The organism is Bacillus sp. Je.9.29.b (assembly GCF_051129925.1).
Taxonomy (GTDB): Bacteria; Bacillota; Bacilli; order Bacillales; family Bacillaceae; genus Bacillus; species Bacillus safensis.
This window is the reverse complement of the sequence record NZ_JBCPSO010000003.1, coordinates 272,114-297,025: the sequence shown is the minus strand read 5'-3', so window position 1 is coordinate 297,025 and position 24,912 is coordinate 272,114. Positions and strand designations below refer to the sequence as shown.

Sequence of the window (24,912 nt, the reverse complement as noted above, 5' to 3'; positions counted from 1 at the left end):
TTATCTCGTCAATTATATTTATCATAGCGCGGGTGAAGGGCGACATTCAACTTTCCCTTTACGTTGACACGAGATTGTCGGATTTCTTTTTCTTTCGTAACAAGACTTGGTCGACCACAATCGCAATGAGTGTGCCTAGAACAAGACCGTTGCTTAATAATGAAATGAGCACAGGATGCATGCCTTTCAAGGCCCCCTGAGGCACAAACATCGCCCCTACGCCTGCTAAAACAGCAATCCCAAGAACAAAGCGAATCCGCGGGACTTCTTCTTTCTCATACTGATCAAACTCCGACATCGCAATCCCAATCATAGAAGAGAAGACCACAAAGTTTACAGCAAGCCCCACAGGTGATGGCAATGCAGAGAAAAAGCTCATGAGCAGCGGAAACAAACTAATGAGAACAACAAGCAGACTTCCTATGAAAAAAGGCTTTCTCGATGGAATTTTGGTTGTCTGGATAAATCCTGCTGCCCCGGAAATAGGCACAGGCGCAATCGCACCGATCAGCCCGCTTAGTAAATGACCAAATGCTGCGACAAAACCGGCAGGACGTGCTCTTTTCCGCTCACGCAGTTCACCAAATGCCTTCACTGAGCTTTCCACAATTCGAATACTTGCCAGCATGTTCACAATGAGTAAAATCGTTATAAAAAAGGACGTGACAAGCAATCCGCTGTCAAAGACCGGCATACCGAATGGAAACAGCTTCGGAAACTCGATGATTTGTTCTGGAATTCGAACTGGCTTCGCCAATCCGAGTAGAGCGAATAACAGCCATCCGCCTGCAAGTGCGAATAACACAGAAAACTGCCTCAAGTAATGCCATTTTGAGCGGCTGATCATGAAAGTGAGGATAATAATCAAGATCGATAAGCAAAAGACAAGCCCGTCCACCTGATTACCCCGATAGCCGATGCCCATCAGCCCTTTCATGATTGGCTGACTTAGCTGCACAACAAGCAGCAGCAGGTAAATGCCTGTGACGACTGGCGTAAATAAAGACGCGAGCCAATTGATGATTTTAAATAAACTAAATATAAAAAAGAAAACAGCACTAAAAATTAAAGCCCCTTGTAATGCTTGCAGGGTTTCAGGATACGTCGCAAAGATTGTACCTGTCATGCCGGCATAAAGGGTATACACACCCCACCAAAGCCCTGCTGGACTTTCATTAATCGGCAGCATATGGCCGCATAAACACTGCACCATTGCCACAAGACCAAGTGAAAAGAAAGTACTTTGAATCAGCTCCGCCGATTGCACTTGATTCAATTCAAATGCTTGTGCAATCGCAATTGGTACGGCAATAGAAGCTGCGATAAAAAATGCCATCCACTGAATGGCGCCTAAAAATAGTTTCAAACCGATCACCTTCCCTTTGTCGTGACAAGACCATTAAAAATCAAAAATAGAGTCGCCGTTCCCGTCCTTCTCTTTTTGACCCTCATCATTTTGCTGAAATTTCTTCGCGCCACTTGTGCCCATGAGTTTCTCCAGCATGGCTTGATCTGCAGACACAGATGGTGCTGATGGTGTATGTATCGATGAAGGTGGTGAAATGACCGGCGACTGCGGCATTTGCACCTGTGATGGTGCGTCGAGAATGACATCACATAGTGAAGAAATGGCCGCCACTTGACGTTTCACCTCTTCATCATTTCCACTTTGTTTTGCTTTTTGAACCGCTTCCTCCATTTTTTGAAGCAGGCTTGATATATGAATATTCAAGGGTAGACCCTCCAATCTAAAAAAATCTCTTTTCAACATTATTTTACCAAATGAACAAACCAAATGGGTTCATTTTTTCAAAGCAGTGCGCTCACGACTCTCTTATTTGACCCGTCATCTTCATTCACACATAATAAAAGAAACAACATCGTCTATGAAAGGATTGAATAATGGACAAGCTCACTGCTCTATTTCAGAAACAAAAAGTCTTTCAGAAGCCGGCGGTTCAAGAACGCATCCGCATTCTTCAAGACTTAAAAGCAGCAATCAAACAGCATGAAAAGGATATTTTACAGGCCTTAGCCCATGATTTACATAAATCCGAACAGGAAGCCTATACAACAGAGATCGGGATGGTGTATGAAGAAATCAATCATACCATCAAGCACCTTCACAAATGGGCGAAGCCAACTCGCGTGAAAACACCGCTGACTCATATCGGATCAAAAAGCATGATCATCAAGGAACCTTATGGAAGTGTGCTCATCATTGCTCCTTGGAACTATCCTTTCCAATTGGCCCTTTCTCCATTAGTCGGTGCGATTTCTGCGGGAAATGCCGTGATTTTAAAGCCGTCTGAGCTGACGCCGGCAGTCTCACAAGTGATCAGCACAATCAACAACCATGTATTTCAAGAAGACCATGCGGCTGTCGTAGAGGGCGGTGTCGATGTCAGTACAGAACTGCTGAAACTGCCCTTTGATTATATCTTCTTTACTGGAAGTGTGGCAGTTGGCAAAGTCGTCATGGAAGCCGCCGCAAAGCATTTGACCCCTGTCACACTTGAGCTTGGCGGAAAAAGTCCCAGCATTGTCATGCCTGATGCCGACATCAAGTTAGCAGCGAAGCGGATCACCTTTGGAAAATTCACCAATGCAGGGCAAACCTGCATTGCACCAGACTATTTGCTCGTTCATGAATCCATCAAAGAGGAACTTTTGCGAGAAATAACGGCCTGTATCCGTGACTTTTATGGTGAACATCCCGAAACGCATCCGCACTTTGGAAAAAATGTTAGTCAGCGCCACTTTGACAGGCTCACACAATTTCTCTCAAATGGAACGATCGTCACAGGTGGACAGCGCAATGAACAGGAGCTCAAAATCGCTCCGACCATTTTAGACCACATCACATGGGAAGATCCCGTCATGCAGGAGGAAATTTTCGGACCAATTCTGCCTGTCATGACCTTTGATTCTCTGCATGAGGCAGTTCAAATGATCAAAGCAAGGCCAAAGCCGCTTGCGCTTTACTTATTTACAACAAATAAAGAGACAGAAAACTATATTCTAGACAACCTCTCATTTGGCGGAGGATGTATCAATGACACGCTTATGCATGTCGCTACCCCTTACCTGCCATTCGGAGGCGTCGGCGAAAGCGGCATGGGGCGATATCACGGGAAGGACAGCTTCTTTACTTTTACGCATGAAAAAAGCGTCCTGCGGCAAACCAATCGCTTCGATTTTTCCTTCCGTTATCCAAATGCGAAAAACGGACTCGACTTGGTTCGCAAATTTTTAAAATAAACAGGACGAAGGGTCTCTCCCCTCGTCCTATTTTCATTCAATATCCTTGATACACCAATTGATTTCTTCAATCCCCATTTGCTTTAAATACGCGTTTACCTTTGAAAACGGCCGGCTGCCAAAAAAGCCGTTTCTTGCAGAAAAAGGACTTGGATGAGGTGACTCAATGATGAAATGCTTGTTTTGATCAATGCGTTCTTTCTTGTTTTGAGCATGTCTTCCCCATAACACAAAAACGACGGGCTGTTCACGCTGATTTAGCACATCAATCACGCGGTCTGTCACACGTTCCCATCCCTTGCCTTTATGAGAATTCGCCTCGCCCTTTCTCACAGTCAGCACAGTGTTTAAAAGCAGCACACCCTGCTCTGCCCAGCTGACAAGTGAGCCGTGGTTTGGAACAGGACAGCCAAGATCATCCTTTAGCTCCTGAAAAATATTTCTCAAAGATGGCGGATGCTTGACGCCCGGCTGAACAGAAAAGCTTAATCCATGTGCCTGCCCTGGGCCATGATAAGGGTCTTGTCCTAAAATCACCACTTTGACCTTTTCATATGACGTCAAATGAAGAGCACGATACACGTCATCTGGTTTTGGAAAAACGGTCTGCGTGCGATATTCTTCCTTCATCCATTCACGTAATTCCTGATAATACGGCTGTTCAAATTCACTTTTCATCACAGCCCACCAGCTATCATTTAAAAATGGCTTCATTGCGGTTTTCCTCCTTCTACTTGCTGCGCTAGTCTGGAGATCATCGGTTTTCCATCCCACACAATCTCACTCTCTGATTCTCTTTTTTTCATCGCTGGTTCTTCTAATAATATAGCAAAGTTCGCTGTCGGCAGATCGCCCAGTTCATGCTTTTCACTTAAATCATCTAAGTAGTTTTTCCTTGTTTCACCAAGATCACTAGACTGATTTCCACCGCCGTCAAAAAACGCATAGATCACGCTCGCAGCTGGCACCCGTTTCACTCGGGCATGCTGTGATACACGTAAAAAGAAGTCCCAGTCCCAATAATGATGCATCGCTGGATCAAAATAGCCTATCTCATCGTGTATACAGCGTTTGTACATACTGCCCGAAGGAACATATGTAGAAAAGACACGCATATCCTCAATATCTGCTGTATAAGCAAATAAACGTCTCGACAGCGGAAAACGGGTCGCACCTTTTTCTTCAAATGATACAATTTCTGCATCAGAAAAGACAAAATCGGCATCTTCCAGCGCCTTACTCATGCGTTCGATATGACAAGATGTGAAGTAATCATCGTCGTCACTCAGCATGATGACGTCGCCTGTCAGCTCCCGCACCCCCACATTTCTGGCATTTACATGCTGGACATTCTCATCTAAATGAATCAAGCGGATCGGAAGCTCAGGGTAAAGTTCCTGAATGATGTCGACTCGCTCTCCTGCATCATTGACGACAACAATTTCAAAAGGCTGTACGGTTTGTCTTGTAATGGATTCAAGCAGCTCACACAGTGCGCTGAGCCGGTTATGTGTCACAATTAATAAGGAAATCTTCATATGCAGCTTACTCCTTTAATAGATTCGTCTTTTTCCATTAAAACATAAATTGACTTTCTTCTCATGATATAAAAGGCGGTTTGATTTGATGGGAAAATGGGAATTTTTGATGAAAAGGAGTGATGATGATGGAATATATCAAGGTGGAGAATAGTAAAGAAGCAAAACAGACCATTGACCACATTCATTCATCGGGATCATCAAAGGACGCTGTTTTTGTTTTTGCCTACGACCCAGAACGCTCTGATACCGTAACAGAGCATACAGACGCCAAAAGCATGACAGCGGTCGATCAAGGGATTTTGGATCAAGTCGCCAATGTCATTCGCACCCGGGATGATGAACTGATGGCCAAAATGATGTCAACTGGGGCCGATCAAGAGTTAGCCTTAACCCTTTTAGACGAGCTGAAAAAAGGGAAATTGGTGATTTGTAAAAGGTAAGAAAAAGAGGCGTTCCGAAGAGAGGAACGCTTTTTTATGCCGTTTCATTGTGATAAACGGAAAAGCTGATTATAATAAGGGATAGAACAATAACTGCTACACATCACATTGGAGGTTCAGCAACTATGTCTATGAATAAAGCACTCACCATCGCAGGTTCGGATTCAAGCGGCGGTGCAGGTATCCAAGCAGATTTAAAAACGTTTCAAGAAAAAAACGTCTACGGGATGACAGCTTTAACCGTTGTCGTTGCAATGGACCCACATCATCATTGGGATCATCAGGTGTTTCCAATTGATACGGCGACAATTCGCGCGCAGCTCTCTACCATTGTAGAAGGCATTGGTGTAGATGCACTAAAAACGGGTATGCTTCCTACCGTCGACGTGATCGAGCTTGCAGCTGACACCATCAAAACATATGACCTAAAAAATGTCGTCATTGATCCTGTCATGGTTTGTAAGGGTGCGAACGAAGTCCTTTACCCAGAGCACGCGGAAGCATTGCGCGAAAAGCTCACGCCACTGGCAACCGTTATCACACCTAATCTTTTCGAAGCAGGTCAATTAAGCGGAATCGGCGAGATCAAAACGATCGAACAAATGGAAGAAGCAGCAAAACGCATTCACGAACTTGGTGCAAAGTATGTGGTTATCACTGGAGGCGGTAAGCTCAGCGAAGACAAAGCCATCGATTTACTTTATGATGGACAAACCTTCGAACGCCTTGAAACAGATAAAATCGACACAGAATACACACACGGCGCAGGCTGCACATTCTCAGCAGCAGTCACAGCTGAACTAGCGAATGGATCAGATGTGAAAGAAGCCATTTATGCAGCAAAAGAATTCATCACGGCTGCCATTAAAGGCTCTTTCCAGCTAAACGAATACATTGGACCAACAAAGCATTCTGCTCATCGTTTTGACAAATAAAACAGAAAAAACCGATTCGCCTTGTTAGGAGGTGAATCGGTTTTTGTTTATCGAAAGCTTCGTCTCTGTGCAAACAGCCAATCTGTTAAGCCTGGCGTCTCATAAGCAGGCGTCCATGATGCATGGTCATATCCATACTTGCTTACGTACTCCGTATAAAGCGGCTGGCCGCCAGCTTTTTGAATAGCTTGAATGGTATTTCTTGCATAGCTGATAGGGATAATGGAATCATCTTCTGCATGAAATGCCCATATTGGCTTGTGTGCTAAAATTCCTGCCTTGCTTGGATCTGCTCCCCCCGCAATAAGAATCATTGCTGCAAACAAACGAGGATATGTGATGTTCAACTGGTACGTGCCAAATCCACCTTGTGATAAACCCGTCGCATAAATTCTTTTCTGATCAATCTGATAAGAAGTTAACACATGCTGAAGGACATCATAAGCTTTGTGTAAATCTGGTGAAAATTGAAACACGTTCGTCAGATCAATTTCATTTTGCAAATTTCTTGTTAATGCAAAGCCTCCATCGACAGCATTTCGCGCCTGAGGTGCAAGTACGTACGAAGGATGTTTCTTTTGGACTTCAGGAGAAGCCCATAAAACTGCACCATCATTCGCAAGTAACTGCTTTTGATTGTCTGTTCCCCTCTCCCCGCCTCCATGTAAGAATAGGACGAGAGGATAGGCTTTACCCCTCTTATGATTTTTCGGAATGTACAACCTATAAGGCATTCCTTGATATTCAAAAGATAAAAAGGATGATGCGATATCCTCTCGTGTGACAAAACGATAATTGTACGTAGACGTAGCAAGTCGATGCCTATTTTTGTAAGCGCTTACTTTTAAAGTCGTATTGGCATCAATATGAATAGGCTTTTTATATCGCTGACTTTGAGTTGTCGGCTGGCTGCCATCTGTTGTGTAATAAAGAGAAGCTTTTGGCACCGGAGAATGGAGAACCACCTCTTGTGAGCGATAATATTCACCAGATGGTACAGAGGCAGTAGGTGCAAAAAATGACGTGTGTTGAGTTCGGGCAGATGAAACGGAAGGATTGAGAAAACTCATAGAAAATAGGACAATCATAAAGGTGATCAGGCATTTCTTGGTTGTATGGTTCATATCGTTCCTCCTGTACAGGCTCATATGAAATTTTTATTTATTATTGATCATGACAATATAAATGTCAACGCTTTCATTTAAATTTCTGATTAATCTTATTGAATTAAAAAAGCGTACCCGCTTCCGAGTACACTCTTTTATCCATACATGAATGCCTATTTTTGCTGATCGGACTCTTTCGCCATTTTTCGAATAAAGGCTTCAATGGATTCAACAAATAAAGCATATTCTTTCATTTGTTTATACGTATCTGACAGCTTCTCTTTTACTTCTTCCTGCTCTAAAGAAGGTTCACCGAGAATAGATTGAACTTGAATGAGCAATTCTTTATATTCTTCACGTTTATCTTCAACATGATCTGCCATTGTCTCCAAGCGTTTTCTAGTCGTCGGCTGCTGTTTTGAATTCAAGTAAACAACCCCTTTTTTTGTCCTACCGCATTTGGATAAACGTCAGCCTCAGCTGTATATATTTTAAAATGATACCATAATTCCACCTGTTATCATATATGTAAAACGTCATCAAACCGCTTTAGGCCAACCTTGTATATACACGTTATAGGCTCTAAGATACAGGCTGATCTCACTAGAAAAAAGCAGATCATTGACCTGCTTCTCTTTGTAAATGCCATGTCTTCAGTTTCAGCTTTGTTTCATTTCTGCCACTGATGGAGATCGATTTATTTCCCGGGGAAGGAAAGTAACGTGCAGTAAAAACTTCTCGGCCTCCGTTTACAAAAATCTCAATTGACGATGAGTCGATAAAGATATGAAGGTCGTGTAATTCCTCTATGACTGCTTCACGAACTTCCTTTGATCGATCTTCAAATCGATCCCGCTCTAATGTCAGCTTCCCTTCCTCTTTATCATAGATGAGGCGTGCAGCTGCACGGATACAGCATTCAAACCCTTTTTGTGTGTCAATTTGATCAATGAATACCTCTGCGCTCGTAATATCCTCTACAGGGATGGAATGAACAGAACGTTTAATATGAAAAACATGCTCTTGTTCATTGGTCCGCATGGATTGAAGTTCACTTACTGGTTTTTGAATCAGATGTCCGTCCTCATCTAAATGGAGCTCTCTCGGGATCGTGAGACAGTGTATCCATTGATAAGAAATGGTCGGATGATGCTCTTCTCCTTGATCAGGCACCCCCATCCACCCGATTAAAAGTCGTCTGCCTGTTTCGTCTAGAAAGGTTTGCTGCGCATAAAAGTCAAAACCGCGGTCCAGTTCCTTAAACGCTCCGTGTGTATATTGATAGGAGTGATCATCCAATGTGCCAACAAAATAGCCTGATTGATGTGTGTTGTGATATTTTAAGCCATCCGGCTCTAGCCCTTGCGGTGACACAATCAATACATCCCGGCCGTCTAATTCAAACAGATCTGGACATTCCCACATATAGCCGAAATTGTCTAAACCATTCTTTCCGCTGCCTGCAATCGTGCCTTGAAACGTCCAATTATCTAGCGTATCAGAGGTAAATAAGACAAGGTGTCCTTTCAGATCTAAGCTTTGTGCACCAAGGACCATGTACCACTGGCCATTTCGCTTCCATACCTTCGGATCTCGAAAATGGGCAGTGAATCCTTCCGGCAGCGTTGCCACGACACCTTTTTTCTCAAAGTGAATACCATCTTCCGAAACAGCTAAACATTGATACGTCTCACGGTTCCCTTGTTCATCCCGAACGTTTCCAGTGTACATCACATACATCCGCCCATCGTCTATAAATGCACTGCCAGAATAACAGCCGTTTTGATCAAACCAATCACTTGGGGCAAGAGCGGCTTCTTCGTGCTGCCAATTGACTAGATCTGTCGATGTGTAATGCCCCCAGAATTTTGCACCATGCCCCGTTTTGAATGGCTGCCACTGATAGAAGACGTGGTAAATTCCTTTCCACTGAATCAGCCCATTCGGATCATTTAAAAGACCGACTGGCGGCATCAAATGAAAATGCTGCCGGTACACATCCTTTTTGACCAAATGCTCATAGTTTCGAATACGGTCTGCTATCTTTTGACGAAGTGCTGCGTCAGTTGTTGTCATGACTGTGACCACTCCTTGATTATTTTTCGACTTCTTTTATTTTAAAAATGATAGTGAGAATAAATGAAACAGCAACAGCGATTAACATACCAATCACATAATTGACCACATTCTGAACACCGAATGGTGCTGCAATCGCAATCATCGGTATGCCTGTTAAACCATAGGCATTGGCTGCTACCTTCGTGAAAACGACAAATGCCCCGCCCAATGCTCCTCCAATCATCGCCGCAATAAATGGTTGACGATAGCGGAGGTTTACACCGAATATGACAGGCTCAGTAATTCCTAAAAAAGCAGAGAAGGCGGCAGGAAGGGCAATTTCTTTTGTTTTTGCACGCTTGGCTAAGAAAAAGACAGCCAATCCTGCCCCTCCTTGGGCGACATTGGACATTGCCCAGATCGGCAGCAAATAGTTACGCCCAATATCATTCAGCAATCCTGCCTCAATCGCATGGAAGCTATGGTGAACCCCTGTGAGCACAATTAAAGAGTAAGCACCGCCGAAAATGAGTCCTGCTAAGAACCCTGCATGGTCATAAATAAATGTCAGTGCATTCGAAATTCCTGTACCAAGCATTCTTCCAAGCGGTCCAACTGCAATAAATGTCACAAATCCAGTGACAATCACGGTCACAAATGGGGTCACAAGTAAATCAATACTGTTTGGAACCACTTTTCTTAAATTTTTCTCAACAAGGCACATGATATATACGGTCAATAACACTGGAATAACCGTCCCTTGGTAACCAAGAAGAGCAATATCAACATTGAATAAATGCATATATTCAGGTTTTGCTTCCGTCAATCCCCACGGATTAAGCAGATTCGGGTGAATCATAATTCCCCCAATGACAGCCCCTAAATACGGATTTCCGCCAAACTCTTTCGCTGCACTGACCCCAATTAAAATCGGCAAAATGATAAAGGCTGCACTTGAGAACATATCAAGCATTTGGAAGATCGCAGAGCTTGGATCAGCCCATTTGAAGGCTTTCATCATACCTAAGAGACCCATTAACAAACCGCTTGCCACAATTGCTGGAATGATCGGTACAAAAATATTCGATAACGTCTTTGCAAAACGCGCAAGTGGATTCATTTTTTGTTTCACTGCTTCATCATGGCTGACAGGCTTTTGTTTCTCGTCGCCAGTCTCAAGACCAGTCTCACGAGCAAATGGTTCATATACTTTGTTAACAGATCCCGTTCCAAAAATGACTTGAAATTGTCCTGAACTTGAGAAAGCCCCTTTTACCCCTTCAAGTTCTTCAATGGCCTCTTTGTCAATCAAATCCTCATTTTTCACCACCAATCTGAGTCTTGTTGCACAATGCGTTGCACTGATGACATTTTCTTTGCCGCCTAACAGTTTTGTTAATTCTTTGGCTGTTTTTTGATAATCCATGAAGTTTCCTCCTTTTTTAAAGCAAAAAAGACCTAAAATTCACCAACGAGTAAAGGACATACACGTCCCCTCGTTACGCAAATTTTAGGTCTTGCCTGCCTGACAGTCACAATCCCGCAGTATCAAATTTTGATTACGCTTTCATCATAGTATAAGACTGTGACATGCGTCAACCTCTTTTTTCAAATCCAATGACCCATATACACTAATAAGAGTAGTGTGCATAAAAAAAAGCCTGCATGCAGGCACGATCATTTTAAACCAATTCGGCTTCCTGCAGACGCTGGACATGCAGCGTGATGTAGCCGATCTCCGATTCAGGGAGATGAAGTCCATATTCATCTTTTAATAAATCAGCCAGTCCAAGTGCACACCGGTACGCCGTATCATACTTTGTTTGGATAAAAATCAGCATGTCTTCGTCCATGATTTGAAATGCCTCATTCGATTCCAACCTGCCTAATGCATACCTCAAATGTGTCACAAGCCGCTGATAGGAAATACTATCCTCATCAATTGAATGCTGAAAATAGCTTTCAATATGCTCGATCATTTCTTTTATCATCGTTGTATATTTCACGGTCTTTTTCATGGACTCCGTATTCATTTTGGCCGTATGAATATGAAGTGCCACATATCCTGCCTCATCGTCTGGCAGTTCAACCCCAAGCCGCTCCTTTACATAACGAATGGCATACTTTCCAATCTCATATTCCTGCTTATATAAGACTTTGATCTCACCAAGCAATTTATTATATAGCACAATGCCTTTTTGAAGGCGTTCAATGGCGAAGGACAAATGATCAGTCAGTGATATGTGGATGTGATCACTGAGCGGCATCATGAGTTTCCCCTCTGCATAACTGATGATATGCTCTGCCACCTCAATATGCGCTTCTGGCAATGTGGCAAGAATTTGTTTGAATTTCTCATTTTCTTCACGCACAACAAAGATTTTCTCTATTTTTTGAAGAGGAACGACGTCATTTTTCCCCTTCTGAAAAGCAATTCCGGGTCCCATCACAATTTTCTCCTGATCACCCTCCTTCACAACCACTGCGTTGTTATTCAATATTTTATATATCTTCAAGGGGTATCCTCTCCCAGCAGATAACATTTCTTATGTGGGATTTTACCCTGTTTCACTTTTTCTGTAAAGGTAAGAGCGGACCAGCACGCGCCTCTCGCATCGTCTTCTCTTCAAGCATCATCAGACTTTGAGTAAACCGCTTCTCTGCCCTGCGTTTCTTCTTATGTTCTTCTGCCAGCTTCTCCAGCTCTCTCTCTTTCACTACTTGAAAGAATCCGGCATCCCCCGCGGCCGTCTGAAACCCTTGATTCTTCATCATCACACCAGGGTTCACAAGCACATTCATCATGAAACCAAACCATACGCTCAACCAGCTTTTTAATTTCTTCACTGAACATCCCTCCGCTTTTCTTAGAATCTAGCAGCTCTAGCAAAACAACTGCTCCTATCATATCCCGAGAAAAAAGAGAGGTTTGTCACAATCTGGGTGAAAAAACAAACTAGTTTTCAGAAGTTTTGTTGAAAAGTGCAGAAGATCATCATGTTCCTAGATGTTTCATTGAAAATTTTATGCACACGCTATCCCAAAGATAAGCACACCTTATCAACAGGGTTTATCCACATATCAACACCCTCTTACTAGATTTTGTGTATGTAAATTTTTTATTTTCCATATATGTATCTTAATAATCGAGTTATCAACAGATATTTGTGAATAAGTGCGACTTTATAAACAAAATAGTTCCTTATAACTATGTAAAATAAGACCATTTTAGTAAAGGAATTGTTTTCAACGTATTGAATACTTAATAACGGGCAGTGAATCTTTCCTATTTATCCACAAAAAGAAAGGCTATCTCCCTAAAAACACAGCTAGAAAGGGGAAAATTAATGAAAAAGGTAATATCTCGTTCTTCTGTTCTATTGTTCTCCACTATTTTTATTTTATCCACATTCTTTACCGGTCAACAGGCTGCTGCTGCTCCATCTAACAAAAAGATGGAACTAGAAAAAGCAGAAATCTTCGGTGAAATCAATGTCAACTCGAGAAAACAAACCACTGTCATTGTTGAATTAAAGGAAAAATCCTTAGTTGAAGCCAAGCAAGATGGCGAAGCACAAACAAAAGCCTCCCTCAAAAAATCTCGAACAAAAGTAAAGAACGCAGCACTCAAAGAGGTAGATAAAGCGAGTGTTCGTCAAGAATATGAAAAAGTCTTCTCTGGTTTCTCTATGAAACTTCCTGCAAACGAAATCCCGAAGCTGCTCGCAGTTGATGGAGTAAAAGCCGTTTATCCGGATGTTACATATAAAACCGATGAAGTGAAAAAGGAAAGCATCCAGCTTCCAAACGAAGATGTCTCCCCGCTTATGGATAAGAGCGCTCCATTTATCGGTGCACCAAAAGCATGGGATGCCGGCTATTCTGGAAAAGGGGTCAAAGTCGCAGTCATTGATACTGGAGTAGACTATACCCACCCTGATTTAAAAGGAAACTTCGGTTTATACAAAGGCTATGATTTTGTTGATAATGATTATTCTCCGCAAGAGACACCTAAAGGAGATCCTAGAGGCGAATCCACAGATCACGGCACACACGTTGCAGGAACGATTGCGGCAAATGGACAAATTAAAGGGGTCGCAAAGGATGCCACGCTTCTTGCATACCGTGTACTGGGACCAGGTGGATCTGGAACAACTGAGAACGTTCTTGCAGGCATCGACCGGGCTGTTACTGACGGAGCAGATGTCATGAACCTCTCTCTTGGGAACAGTGTCAATAACCCTGATTATGCAACGAGCATTGCACTCGATTGGGCCATGTCTGAAGGCGTTGTAGCTGTTACTTCGAATGGAAACAGCGGTCCTAATAACTGGACTGTCGGTTCTCCCGGCACGTCAAGAGAGGCCATTTCTGTCGGGGCAACTCAGCTTCCGTACAGCCTTTACAATGTGAAATTCCCGAATTATTCTACTGCAAAAGTCATGGGATACTACCAAGAGAGTGATTTAAAAGCGCTTGACCAAAAACAAGTCACACTCGTCCAAGCAGGAATCGGTGACGAAAAGGCATTTGAAGACATCGATGTTAAAGGAAAAGTGGCCGTGATTGAACGTGGTGCCATTGCTTTTGTGGATAAAGTCGACAATGCAAAAGCCGCTGGTGCAATCGGCGTTGTGATGTATAACAATACCGATGGAGAAATTCCAGTCGACGTACCAGGTCTCGCACTTCCTACAATTAAGTTGTCAAAAGCTGAAGGAACAGCGCTTATTAAAGCCATTGAGGCTGGAAACGATACAACGGCTTTCTCCATTCAATTTGTCAAAGAACTTAGTGAGCAAGTCGCTGACTTCTCATCCCGCGGACCGGTTGTGGATACGTGGATGATTAAGCCTGATTTATCAGCACCCGGTGTCAGCATTGTGAGTACGATCCCAACGCATGATCCTTCTCAGCCTTACGGATATGGTTCTAAGCAAGGAACAAGTATGGCATCTCCGCATGTGGCAGGAGTTGCAGCGATCATCAAACAAGCAAAACCATCGTACTCAACTGAACAAATCAAAGCATTGCTGATGAATACAGCAGAAAAACTGTTTGACGCAAATGGCAGCCCATTCCCTCATAACACACAAGGAACAGGCAGCGTTCGAATCATGGAATCACTTCAAGCGTCTTCTATCGTTTCTGATGCGAGCTATTCTTACGGCACTTTCTTAAAAGAAAAAGGCGTTCAAATCAAAACGAAGAAATTTAAAGTAGAAAACCTTTCAAAAGCACCGAAAACGTATACCATTGATTACAAATTCAATGGCAACGGCATTAGTACAAACGGAACGAAAAAAATCACCGTCAAAGGGAATTCCACTGGATCCTTTACTTCCGCAGTACAGGTGAATTATGGAAAAACCAAAAAAGGGACGTACCAAGGCAGCATCACCATTCGCGAAAATGGCAGAAAGGTCACGGAAATCCCTACTTTATTGATTGTGAAAGAGCCTGATTATCCGCGCGTCACTTCTGTTTCCGTAGAGCCGGACAATCGTGCTGGAAGCTATGTCATTAGCAGCTACCTGCCTGGCGGTGCTGAGAACCTTGCATTCCTTGTCTACTCGACCGATGGAGAGTATTTAGGTGAAGCTGGTGTTTATCAACATGTTGATAAAGGAGAGCACCGCGTAAAATGGAATGGCACAATCAATCAAGGCCAGAAGCTTGAAGCTGGTGAGTATACAATGCTTGCGTATGCAAGTTTGAAAGGAAAATCAGATACCGTACAAACGAAGGAACCTTTCGAAATTTACCCTGAATAAATGTGCATCACAAGAAAAGCCTTGTATGAGCGGATAAGCTCATCAAGGCTTTTCGATCATATATGTTGATATTGCTATGGATCGTTTCTTTTTTTACTGCTTTTTTTCTGACGATCACTTCGGTTTATTTTCTAACCTTTTTACATACGAAGCAGCCTCGTCCTTTTCATCAAGCATGCGAGCTGACTGTTTATGCTTCATGTATCTATCCGCTCAGCCTGCTCGTGTCAGCCGCCTTCTTCCTCACCATGATGCTCCTTTTCCCCTTGTACTTGCTCCGCAGGCGATAAATATACATACGTTATGCATCAAAGGCTTCTTTTAATAAACGATACGATGTGAGCCTGTCTTGCATGTGATGTGTGATGGTCACAGCGATCAATTCATCTGTCCGATAAGCCTTCGCGAGTGTGGTCAGCTGCTTTTTCACAGATGCTGGTGTTCCAATGACCATCCTTTGACGATTGGCAGCCACTCGTTTTTGTTCATAAGGACTGTAGGAATACGACTGTGCCTCTTCATATGAAGGAAAGCCTTCAAGATTCAGCCCCTGTTCATTGGCAAGTAAAGATAAATCTAAGCTGACAGCCAGTTTTTCTGCCTGCTCCTCTGTTTCGGCACATAAAACAAAGACTGCCAGACTGACACGCGGCTGATCACCGAATACTGAAGGTTCAAATCGGTTGATATATTGCTCCACAGAGTCTTCTCCGCCTTCACCATTAATAAAAAGCGCAAACGTGTAGCCTGCACCTGCTTTCGCCGCAAGCCTTGCACTCCCTCCAGAAGAACCAAGCATCCATACTTCTGGCGCGGTCTCTACCTTCGGAGAAGCGGTCAAATGAGGCAGCGGGTAACATTCATCCGCTAGATCATGTAAATAGACCTTCAATTCCTCTACCTGCTCAGGATACTGGTCGCCTAGACGCTTGCGCTCACCATGATGAAGGGCAATGGAGGAAATAGGCATACCACCAGGAGCACGTCCAATCCCAAGATCGATTCTGCCAGGAGCCAGCGCTTCGAGAACCCTGAAGTTCTCTGCTACTTTATAGGCACTGTAGTGGGGGAGCATAACGCCGCCAGAGCCAATGCGTATATGCGACGTAACGGCTGATAAATGGCCGAGAAGCACCTCTGGACTCGATCCTGCAAGCCGGTTTGAAAAATGATGCTCTGATACCCAAAAACGGTGATAACCCCACTTCTCCGCCTGCTTCGCCAGTTCAACCGTCTGCTTCAGTGCTTCAGCAGGCGTAGCGCCTCCTATCAAAGGAGATTGATCCAGTATACTTAATTTCATTATGCTGCACCTCTTACAGAAATCCCCCTCTCTTAATGGAAAGGGGGATATCTTATTTATTTTCGATTAAAGCCCTTCTCTTTCACAAATTCCCCAAGGAAGGCACGCTTTGGCTGACTAAAGCCCCGCAGCATCTGCTCAGACCAAGTATCTTTTCTCTCACCGTTTGTTCGTGCTTCATAATATGCGGAAATACGATCGTCGTATTCTTTTAAATAACGATCCACATGCGCTTCATCTTGCTGATATGAATTTTCATGATAGATGAGTTCAACTGGCAGCCGTTCCTTTTGTGACGACTGATTAGCTGGATGGCCAACAGCCAGACCGAATAACGGCAGCACATAAGATGGCGTTTCAAGCACTTCAGAGACTTCTCTCAGCTGATTACGCAGTCCGCCAATATAGCAGATCCCAAGTCCCATTGATTCTGCAGCAACACTGACATTTTGTGCAGCCAATGCCGCATCGATGACGCTAATGAGAAAGGCTTCCGTATTCTCAAGCGCCTCCTGATGATTCTTCCCTGCTTTTTTTGCAATATGATCATGGCGTTTCAAGTCTGCACAGAAGACAAAGAAATGCCCGTTCTTCTCAACGTATGGCTGATTCCCAGCCAGTTCAGCAAGCTTGGCCTTCTTCTTCTGATCTGTCACCCCAATAATACTATACGCCTGTACATAGCTTGATGTCGAAGCAGCCTGTGCACTTTTGATCAGTGTCAGCACCTCTTCTTCTGTCAAACGCTCGTCTGTAAACGAACGGATGGATCGATGATTTAATATGGTTTCTATCGTTTTGTTCAATTCGAAGACCTCCTTCACTTCTTCTATCATAAGGCAAAGACATAGGACTTTTCAAAAATGAAAACTCGCATAAAAAAAAGACAGCCTATGCTTAGACTGCCCTTACCTGTTTTATTTAAATAAATAACTTTGATATTTCGTTAATTGAACGCTTGCGTTATAGGCGATCCCGAATCCAATAAGAACGGACAAGACAGAGCTTCCACCAAAGCTGATAAATAAGAGTGGAATCCCTGTTACAGGCATCACGCCTATGTTCATGCCAATGTTCTGGAACGTATGGATTACAATCAATGCTGTATATCCTACGCAGAAGAATGACGCAAATCGGCTATAAGGATGGATACGGTCAATCAGTACGACAAGCCGGTAGATCAAGAAGAAGAACATGATCACAACAAACGCACAGCCGATAAAGCCAAAGGCTTCACCTATAATGGAGAAAATCATATCCGTTTGTGCTTCAGGAACGTAGACCTTTAAGTTTTTAATGCCATTCCCAAAAATCTGCCCTGCACCAATGGCCATAATCGCCTGCTCCACTTGATATTTATCAGATCCAGATGCATCCTGCGTCTGTGCTTGGTTGGCTGTTGAAGAACTATCAGGCAGCCAAGCGGTAATCCGGTTGATCTGGTACTGCTGAATGCCTATTGTTTTCGCAAAATCAGGGAATAAGATGATCACAGCTAAAACAGAAGCAACTAAAAGCACAACCACTGAACCGATGAGAGAGATCAGTTTCCAATTGACCCCTGATAAAAACACCATCACGACAACAATAAACATACAAACAGCCGCAGTCCCTGCATCCTGCAAGAAGATCAGTCCAACTGGTACAGCTGCCACTCCGGCAATTTTTAATAGAAGGAAAATATCATCCTCTAATGTCCGCTTTCCTCTAGGTGTAGACTTACCAATGACAGATGCGAGCATCATAATCAAACCAATTTTCATGAACTCTGAAGGCTGAAATGTCCCTATTCCAGGTAACACAAACCAGCTTTTTGCACCATTTTTGATTGGAGCAAAATCATGACCTCCGATTTGTGCAGGAGCGATTTTTAGAAGAATTAACAGCATAATGCCGCCTATAAATATATATAAGCTCAGTTTCTCTAATTGCTCTAAGTCAAAATAATTAATAGCAACAATACATATAACTCCGACCATATAGTATATGATCTGTCTGGTCCATGCATTAGATCCGTACTGCCCAAATTGACCCGCAGCATAAATCGCAATGACACTGATGGCAAAGAAGGCTAAAAATATAAAAATCAAATCTCCTTGATAGTAAGGAGATGTATTCTGCTTGTTCATGAACTAACCACCCTTATTACAAAACATAAAAGCCCTTATTTATATTAGATTGAAATTTTCACAAAATCAACTCACCTTAAATATGACGGAAGATACATCCGAAAGGTTCCATTCAATTTTCAAAAAATGAAATACTTTTCATCCTAACAATAGGAAAAAATCCCTCTATCCACTTTTCATTCAATCGATCTCAAGTCCTTTAAAAAGTTTATTTTACAGATTTTAAGGGGAAAATTCAATGACCTATGTGGCAATATAACAAGTAAACATCAAACGAGCATAAGCTGCACTGAGGAAAGAGGAATAAAACCATTTTGTATGGAATAAGGCCCATTTTCCAATTATTACGTTTACTTCAAAGTCAATTGTGGTATAATACTTGTAACAAAATGTTCACAATATATCCTAAAAACAGACACAATTGCATCCTGACCTCTCATTTGATTTGAATATCAACTTACAAAGGAGTTGGATACGATGGATATGTTCTTTGCGTACCTATGTATAGCAACGGCTACACCCCTGTTTTTATGGCTGGAAAACAGAAAAATTGCATTAGCATCTATTCCACCCATTATGATTATGTGGATTTTCTTTGGTCTTTACATGACAAGCAGTTTATCTCCAGCAGGACATACCTTCATGATCGCATTCTTTGCCATTAACGTGATTTTGGCTCACATTGCAGCGTTCCTCATCTACGGACTTCCATTCATTCGCAAAAGATTCAGCAGCAGATAGATATCGTCCAACTATTGGAAGCGTTATCACCATCATGATAAAAACCACTCACCTTCAAGAGATGAGTGGTTTTTTTATTATTTCTCTGAATGCTCAGACTGCTTTGGCGCAGACGGTGAATAACCGTCTTTACTGTTCTCTCCGTGGCTGTAGTGAGCCGCAAAGATCCAAACAGATCCGATGACGAAGATAATCGCACAGAACAGACCAAACAAAGTATTTCCGACTTGAACAGTTCCGTTTTCACTCTCTGTCATGTGCATAAACATGAACAGCTGCAAGAATGCTTGAATGAACGCAAAACCAAAGATAATCCATAGTTTTGCGGAACTGCCAATTTCAGCTCCAATCGCAATCCAGAATGCTAAGACTGTCAGCACAATGGATAGGATAAAGCCAACTACGTGTTTCCAAGGGAAGTGTTCGTGCTCTGCTGAGGAATGTGTTTTTCCAGCCATATCACAAAAGCCCCCCTAATCCGATCAAGTAAACAGCTGTGAAGATGAAAATCCATACAACATCAAGGAAATGCCAGTATAGACTTGAGATGAAAATCTTCGCTGCTGTTTGTGGAGTTAATCCACGCTTTTTAATTTGGAACAAGATCCCGGTAATCCAGAAGATACCGATCGATACGTGTAATCCGTGAGTTCCTAAAAGTACAAAGAATGCAGACCAATACGCACTTGTATGGATGCTCGCACCTTCATGTACATAATGGAAGAACTCAAAAAGCTCAAATCCAACGAAGCCTGCACCTAGAAGCAGTGTGAGAATCGTCCAAATGACAACCCCTTTTGTACTTCCACGGCGCATTTCATGAACAGCAATCCCGCATGTAAATGAACTAACCAATAGCAGGAATGTCATGATCAATACAAGCTTCATATCAAACAGCTCAGCTGGTAAAACGCCGCCAGCTGTTCTGCCATGTAGAACAAAGTAGGTCGCAAAAAGTGTTGAGAACAACACGATTTCCGCGCCAAGGAATATCCAGAAACCAAGGATGTTTAAACGTCCGGTTTCAGACTGATATTCAAGCGGTGCATTTGCATAGCTGCTATCATTATGTCCCATTACTTCTGCGCCTCCTTATTCTTTTTCTCTGTTTCAATGACTTCTTCAACAGGAATATAGTAGCCGTCGTCATATTCAAATGAACGTAAAATCATCGTTGCGAATACACCGATTAAGCCAATAACGCCAATCCAGTACCATTCAAATACAAGACCGAATGCACCAAGTCCAAAGAATGCAGACATGATCAGCGGTCTGCCTGAATTATGCGGCATGTGAATTTTCTTGAATTCTTTTTCAGGATGAACGTCCACATTGTTTTGCTTCCAATGATGGAATGCATCTGGTGTTGTCACTTCTGGAAGTGCTGCAAAGTTATAATGCGGCGGAATTGCAGAAGATGTCGCCCAGTCAAGTGTACGTCCTTCTCCCCAGCTGTCTCCAGACACTTCACGTTTTGAGTGTCTCCAGCTGTAGTAAATGTTGTAGCAAAGGATGATGAATCCGATACCCATCATAAATGCACCAATTGTTGAAATAAAGTTGAGTGCAGTCCAGCCATCTTCTGGTCCATACGTATAAATACGTCTTGGCATTCCTTGCAGTCCTAGGAAGTACTGCGGGAAGAAACAGATGTTAAATCCGATCATGAATACCCAGAAGAACCATTTGCCGATTCTTTCGTTTAACTTGTAACCAAACATTTTTGGATACCAGAAAACAAGACCAGCAAAACAAGCAAATACAGTACCTGCGATTAATACATAGTGGAAGTGGGATACAAGGAAGTACGTGTTATGGTACTGGTAATCCGCAGCTGCCATCGCAAGCATAACCCCAGTTACACCACCGATTACGAAGTTCGGGATGAAACCAAGTGCCCAAAGCATTGGTGATGTAAAGCTGATACGGCCTCGATACATCGTAAAGAGCCAGTTAAAGATTTTCACACCTGTTGGTACAGAAATCGCCATTGTTGTAATCGAGAAGAATGAGTTAACCGCTGCACTGTTCCCCATCGTAAAGAAGTGGTGAACCCACACAAGGAAACTAAGAACAGAAATTGCCACAATCGATACAACCATCGCTTTGTAACCAAACAACTGCTTTCTTGAGAACGTCGCAAAGATTTCTGAGAAAATACCGAAAGCCGGCAGGATCACAATATATACCTCAGGATGTCCCCAAATCCAGAAAAGGTTCGCCCAAAGCATCGGCATACCGCCTGCTTCGAGTGTAAAGAATGCAGAACCGAATAAACGATCAAATGTCATAAGTGCTAAAGCAACTGTTAGTACAGGGAATGCAAACACGATGATGACAGACGTAATCAATGTTGTCCATGTAAACATTGGCATACGCATAAGCGTCATACCTTTTGTACGCATTTTTAAGATGGTCACCATGAAGTTAATACCTGTCATAAGTGTACCAATACCTGCAATTTGGAGCCCGAGCAAGTAGTAGTTCTGTCCAGGTCCTGGTGAGAAATCATTTCCGGCGAGCGGCATGTAACTCGTCCAGCCTGCACTTGGTGATCCTCCAATAACGAAGGAAATGTTGAACAGCATTGCTCCGACCATAAATGTCCAGAAGCTAAGGTTGTTCAAATAAGGGAATGCAACGTCACGTGCACCAATTTGAAGAGGAACAACGACGTTGATTAAACCAATTAAAAATGGCATCGCCATGAATAGAATCATGATCGTACCATGCGTTGTAAAGATTTCATTATAGTGGTTTGAATCTAAAAACGTATTATTAGGAAGCGCCAGCTGCGCGCGCATCATCAGTCCGTCTACCCCACCGCGGAAGAACATAATCACAGCAGCAAGGATATACATGATTCCAAGCTTTTTATGATCAACTGATGTCAGCCATTCTTTCCAAAGCCATTTCCACTTTTTAAAGTAGGTTAAAACAAACACGATGGCAATGGAAGTAAGAGCGATAGAAATTTGCGCACCAAGAATTAATGGGTCTCCAGTTACAAAAAACTCATCCCATTTTAAATGCATAACGGCCTCCTCCTTTCCTTAGTCAGTTTATTCTGTTTCTAATTTTCTTTTATAGTTCTTCACATTCTCGAAAGGATCTGTCTTGGAATGCGGAGAAACTGCTTGATAACCTAAACGTTTGCGTGCTTGGAGTGCATATTCAGAATCTTCTCCGTGCTTCGCAAAGGATAAATGTGTTGATGAGAACGTCTGCACATCTGCAGCATCAGGAAGCATCAAGTAGTCATACGTTTTCTTCGTTAACTTTGGTGCTTCTTTCTTCGTTTTGTTTACCCATTTATCATAGTCAGACTGCGTCATCGCATTGACTTTGAATTTTTGCTGAGCAAAGCCCTCGCCTGTGAAGTTGGCGTTTCTTCCTTGGTATGTGCCTACTTCATCAGCTTGAAGATATTGTTCCATTTCCATTCCAGCCATCGCATACTTCTCCCCGCCTAGCTGAGGAATCCATAGTGATGCCATAGTATCAGCGGAAGTGATTTTGAATAAAATCGGCTGATCTTTTGGAATGTTTAAGTAGTTCACTGTCTCAATATTTTCCTCTGGATAACTAAAGATCCATTTCCAATCAACAGCTGTCGCATAAACGACAAGTGGATCTTTATGGCTTGTTGCTTGAGGTGCCTCTTCCAAAGAGTAAATTGTTTTTACAGTTGGAATCGAAAGAGCAGCAACGATTAATATTGGGATCACTGTCCAGACAACTTCTAGAAGCGTATTCCCGTGTATTTCTGGGTTATAAGAGGCGTTTCCAACGTCCTTACGCTCACGGTATTTAACCAAAATGATGGTAAACAGTACAAATACCGCACCAACGATAAAGAGCATAAATCCGATAGATAAAAGGATTAAGTCTTTTTGTTGTGCTGCGACTGGTCCTTTAGGATCTAAAACAGCGATATTGCTGCAACCTCCTAATACAAAAACACTCACGAGCATCGCTAATAAAAGCATAGGTTTAATGGCTCTGAACAAGAAGATCACCATCCTTCCTTAAATAATGTATAAATTGCTGAATAATTGTGAAAAGCCATCTGCCTTCGAAAACTTTTCTTCCCTTTGTAATGCTATCAAAATCTGTTAGAGTTAGCTTCCCTTTTTTCAAAAGTTCATTTATTTTTCAACAGATTTCTATCAAAATGTCATAAATTCGACATAAATTTATATTATTGCACACACAATAAATTTCTAGGATTTTGAAAAGTTGAGAGTTGAAGGCAAAGGACAAACAATCAAGAACTTTGTCAAATTTAGGTTTACCACAATAAAAAAGTTTGGTCAAATTTCAATTTAACTTAATGAAATTTTATCTAGGTAAACAATTTCAAAATAGGTATCCCCACATTTAACAAAAACCTTACTTATTTTAACGCAAGTTGACAAGAAAAGAAAGTATCGATCCTCTGACTATGCGGTGTAAGAATTGGCAATAAAGATGAATATGTGGAATCCCGCTAAATGACTTCCAGCAAAAAACCGGCTCAGCGCCGGCATTCTGCAGTTATTCTTCTCTCACTAAAATATCAGGGCGTCTATAGATGTCCCCTTCATGCTCAACGTCAATGTATGTCCACTTGCCTGTATAGGTTAAAAAGCGGTTCCCCTCTTTCTCTACGACTATCGTATCCTCTGACTTCAATCCAGGCAATGAAGGGTTCCAAGTAAACACTTGTTGCAGCTGAATTTCTTCCTTCGATGAGGGAACTGCAATGATTTCTCTAGATACAAAGCCCGTTTTCCCTCCTTGATGAAGCTTTTTCCAGCTATCAGGGAAGCCTTCTTTTTCATACTGAGCAATACCTGCTTTCAATACATCTCCCAATGTCTTACCAGGGCGCGTGGCAGCATTCATGACCGTGTCAATTCGTGCAAGCCGCTCTTTGTTCTCTTCAAGCTCCTTTGGAAGCTGACCGAAGTAAACAGACCTTGTGACATTCGCCACGAGTCCATGCCGTTCAGCGCAAAGAACAACAAGCGCATGCTTTTGAAGTTTTTTGTCTGTCGGAATTGGATGACGGTATTGATGAATCCGGTCATCTGTTGCCACAAGCAGTACCTCTATCGTCATTCCGTGGGCGATCGCTTTTTGAGCCGCAAGCGAAGCGATTTCGTGCTCCGTCTGTCCTGGAACGATTTCTTTACAGACACTCTCTACAATGACTGCTGTTTCATGACAAAGCGTTTCATATTGGCGGAGCTGTGATGCGGAAAGAATGGATCGGACTTGCGACAAATCCGGCTCGATCCATTCGAATCCATCCATTTGAATGTCTGACCCGATCCGTTTGTCTTTTGTGAGTGTTTGAATGTGTGCCGTATCATCCTCAAACCAATCCATCGTTACCACTTGAAATGGGTGATCGATATACGCCATCTCTTCTTCAATGATCCGCTTTTCTTCCATTTGATTCACAATGAGGACGATGTCGTCTTTTAACACAAGCAGCTTGCACACGCCCTCTGGTGTATTTAACACGATGTGATTTCTTCTTCCTCCTGTCAGCCAGGAGAAGTTATTACGCTTTTGAATCAAGACACCGTCGAGCTGTTTTTCTTCCATTAATGTTCTTACTTGTTCAATCATCTAAT

23 protein-coding genes are annotated in these 24,912 nt (G+C 42.6%); 5 read left to right on the top strand and 18 right to left on the bottom strand.

The window, feature by feature from the left end:
* Positions 1-58 precede the first annotated feature (58 nt).
* On the bottom strand, positions 59-1,366 hold the full coding sequence (locus tag AAZR19_RS07680; protein ID WP_034281286.1) for a purine/pyrimidine permease: 1,308 nt from the start codon (positions 1,364-1,366) through the stop codon (positions 59-61).
* A gap of 33 nt (positions 1,367-1,399) precedes the next feature.
* On the bottom strand, positions 1,400-1,732 hold the full coding sequence (locus tag AAZR19_RS07675; RefSeq protein WP_024423816.1) for a YwdI family protein: 333 nt from the start codon (positions 1,730-1,732) through the stop codon (positions 1,400-1,402).
* A gap of 170 nt (positions 1,733-1,902) precedes the next feature.
* On the opposite strand from AAZR19_RS07675, the gene AAZR19_RS07670 reads away from it, so the two are divergent.
* Positions 1,903-3,261, top strand: a complete 1,359-nt coding sequence (locus AAZR19_RS07670; RefSeq protein WP_087976016.1) for an aldehyde dehydrogenase — start codon at positions 1,903-1,905, stop codon at positions 3,259-3,261.
* A 33-nt stretch (positions 3,262-3,294) separates the two neighbouring features.
* On the opposite strand, the gene AAZR19_RS07665 is transcribed toward AAZR19_RS07670, so the two are convergent.
* Positions 3,295-3,975 (bottom strand): uracil-DNA glycosylase, encoded by a 681-nt coding sequence (locus AAZR19_RS07665; protein WP_024426408.1) that lies wholly within the window; start codon positions 3,973-3,975, stop codon positions 3,295-3,297.
* Positions 3,972-4,799, bottom strand: a complete 828-nt coding sequence (locus tag AAZR19_RS07660; RefSeq protein ID WP_075621533.1) for a glycosyltransferase family 2 protein — start codon at positions 4,797-4,799, stop codon at positions 3,972-3,974. Before AAZR19_RS07660 ends, AAZR19_RS07665 begins: the two co-directional genes overlap by 4 nt.
* A 128-nt stretch (positions 4,800-4,927) precedes the next feature.
* Between AAZR19_RS07660 and AAZR19_RS07655 the strand changes: the two genes are divergently transcribed.
* Both AAZR19_RS07655 and AAZR19_RS07650 read left to right on the top strand, forming a co-directional pair.
* Complete coding sequence (locus tag AAZR19_RS07655; RefSeq protein WP_087976015.1) at positions 4,928-5,242, top strand: general stress protein; 315 nt, start codon at positions 4,928-4,930, stop codon at positions 5,240-5,242.
* Between the two features lie 125 nt (positions 5,243-5,367).
* On the top strand, positions 5,368-6,177 hold the full coding sequence (locus AAZR19_RS07650) for a bifunctional hydroxymethylpyrimidine kinase/phosphomethylpyrimidine kinase (RefSeq protein WP_041108286.1): 810 nt from the start codon (positions 5,368-5,370) through the stop codon (positions 6,175-6,177).
* A 47-nt stretch (positions 6,178-6,224) separates the two neighbouring features.
* On the opposite strand, the gene AAZR19_RS07645 is transcribed toward AAZR19_RS07650, so the two are convergent.
* The 6 genes from AAZR19_RS07645 to AAZR19_RS07620 form a co-directional block, all read right to left on the bottom strand.
* On the bottom strand, positions 6,225-7,301 hold the full coding sequence (locus AAZR19_RS07645; protein ID WP_226015306.1) for a chitobiase/beta-hexosaminidase C-terminal domain-containing protein: 1,077 nt from the start codon (positions 7,299-7,301) through the stop codon (positions 6,225-6,227).
* A 155-nt stretch (positions 7,302-7,456) separates the two neighbouring features.
* A complete protein-coding gene (locus AAZR19_RS07640) occupies positions 7,457-7,711 on the bottom strand; it encodes a hypothetical protein (protein ID WP_024423823.1) in 255 nt (84 codons plus the stop codon).
* A gap of 190 nt (positions 7,712-7,901) precedes the next feature.
* Positions 7,902-9,359: a glycoside hydrolase family 32 protein gene (locus AAZR19_RS07635; protein WP_254806028.1), complete on the bottom strand. Its 1,458-nt coding sequence runs from the start codon at positions 9,357-9,359 to the stop codon at positions 7,902-7,904.
* A 19-nt stretch (positions 9,360-9,378) separates the two neighbouring features.
* Positions 9,379-10,767, bottom strand: a complete 1,389-nt coding sequence (locus AAZR19_RS07630) for a sucrose-specific PTS transporter subunit IIBC (RefSeq protein ID WP_075621524.1) — start codon at positions 10,765-10,767, stop codon at positions 9,379-9,381.
* A 256-nt stretch (positions 10,768-11,023) separates the two neighbouring features.
* Entirely contained in the window at positions 11,024-11,857 is an 834-nt protein-coding gene (locus AAZR19_RS07625) for a PRD domain-containing protein (protein ID WP_024423828.1), read from the bottom strand.
* A 52-nt stretch (positions 11,858-11,909) separates the two neighbouring features.
* Positions 11,910-12,188: a hypothetical protein gene (locus tag AAZR19_RS07620; protein WP_041108294.1), complete on the bottom strand. Its 279-nt coding sequence runs from the start codon at positions 12,186-12,188 to the stop codon at positions 11,910-11,912.
* A gap of 500 nt (positions 12,189-12,688) precedes the next feature.
* On the opposite strand from AAZR19_RS07620, the gene AAZR19_RS07615 reads away from it, so the two are divergent.
* Positions 12,689-15,115, top strand: coding sequence for a S8 family peptidase (locus tag AAZR19_RS07615; RefSeq protein WP_434702767.1), 2,427 nt, complete (start codon positions 12,689-12,691; stop codon positions 15,113-15,115).
* 301 nt (positions 15,116-15,416) lie between these two features.
* Here the strand turns inward: AAZR19_RS07615 and AAZR19_RS07610 are convergent, their stop codons facing one another.
* The 3 genes from AAZR19_RS07610 to AAZR19_RS07600 all read right to left on the bottom strand — a co-directional run bounded on the left by AAZR19_RS07610 (position 15,417) and on the right by AAZR19_RS07600 (position 18,547).
* Complete coding sequence (locus tag AAZR19_RS07610; protein WP_080769528.1) at positions 15,417-16,418, bottom strand: LLM class flavin-dependent oxidoreductase; 1,002 nt, start codon at positions 16,416-16,418, stop codon at positions 15,417-15,419.
* A gap of 56 nt (positions 16,419-16,474) precedes the next feature.
* A complete protein-coding gene (gene nfsA, locus AAZR19_RS07605) occupies positions 16,475-17,224 on the bottom strand; it encodes an oxygen-insensitive NADPH nitroreductase (protein ID WP_041108300.1) in 750 nt (249 codons plus the stop codon).
* Between the two features lie 111 nt (positions 17,225-17,335).
* Complete coding sequence (locus AAZR19_RS07600) at positions 17,336-18,547, bottom strand: FtsW/RodA/SpoVE family cell cycle protein (RefSeq protein WP_041108302.1); 1,212 nt, start codon at positions 18,545-18,547, stop codon at positions 17,336-17,338.
* A 477-nt stretch (positions 18,548-19,024) separates the two neighbouring features.
* Between AAZR19_RS07600 and AAZR19_RS07595 the strand changes: the two genes are divergently transcribed.
* Positions 19,025-19,288 (top strand): spore morphogenesis/germination protein YwcE, encoded by a 264-nt coding sequence (locus tag AAZR19_RS07595; RefSeq protein ID WP_008345491.1) that lies wholly within the window; start codon positions 19,025-19,027, stop codon positions 19,286-19,288.
* Positions 19,289-19,365: 77 nt separating this feature from the next.
* Here AAZR19_RS07595 and qoxD read toward each other — a convergent pair whose 3' ends face one another.
* The 5 genes from qoxD to AAZR19_RS07570 all read right to left on the bottom strand — a co-directional run bounded on the left by qoxD (position 19,366) and on the right by AAZR19_RS07570 (position 24,907).
* Positions 19,366-19,746: a cytochrome aa3 quinol oxidase subunit IV gene (gene qoxD / locus AAZR19_RS07590; protein ID WP_012011667.1), complete on the bottom strand. Its 381-nt coding sequence runs from the start codon at positions 19,744-19,746 to the stop codon at positions 19,366-19,368.
* Between the two features lies 1 nt (position 19,747).
* Positions 19,748-20,365 (bottom strand): cytochrome aa3 quinol oxidase subunit III, encoded by a 618-nt coding sequence (gene qoxC / locus AAZR19_RS07585; protein ID WP_024423834.1) that lies wholly within the window; start codon positions 20,363-20,365, stop codon positions 19,748-19,750.
* Positions 20,365-22,323: a cytochrome aa3 quinol oxidase subunit I gene (gene qoxB / locus AAZR19_RS07580; protein ID WP_024423835.1), complete on the bottom strand. Its 1,959-nt coding sequence runs from the start codon at positions 22,321-22,323 to the stop codon at positions 20,365-20,367. The genes qoxC and qoxB overlap by 1 nt, the downstream gene beginning before the upstream one ends.
* Before the next feature lie 27 nt (positions 22,324-22,350).
* A complete protein-coding gene (qoxA, locus tag AAZR19_RS07575; RefSeq protein WP_087976235.1) occupies positions 22,351-23,307 on the bottom strand; it encodes a cytochrome aa3 quinol oxidase subunit II in 957 nt (318 codons plus the stop codon).
* A 517-nt stretch (positions 23,308-23,824) separates the two neighbouring features.
* Positions 23,825-24,907, bottom strand: coding sequence for a M24 family metallopeptidase (locus tag AAZR19_RS07570; RefSeq protein ID WP_041108306.1), 1,083 nt, complete (start codon positions 24,905-24,907; stop codon positions 23,825-23,827).
* Positions 24,908-24,912 lie beyond the last annotated feature (5 nt).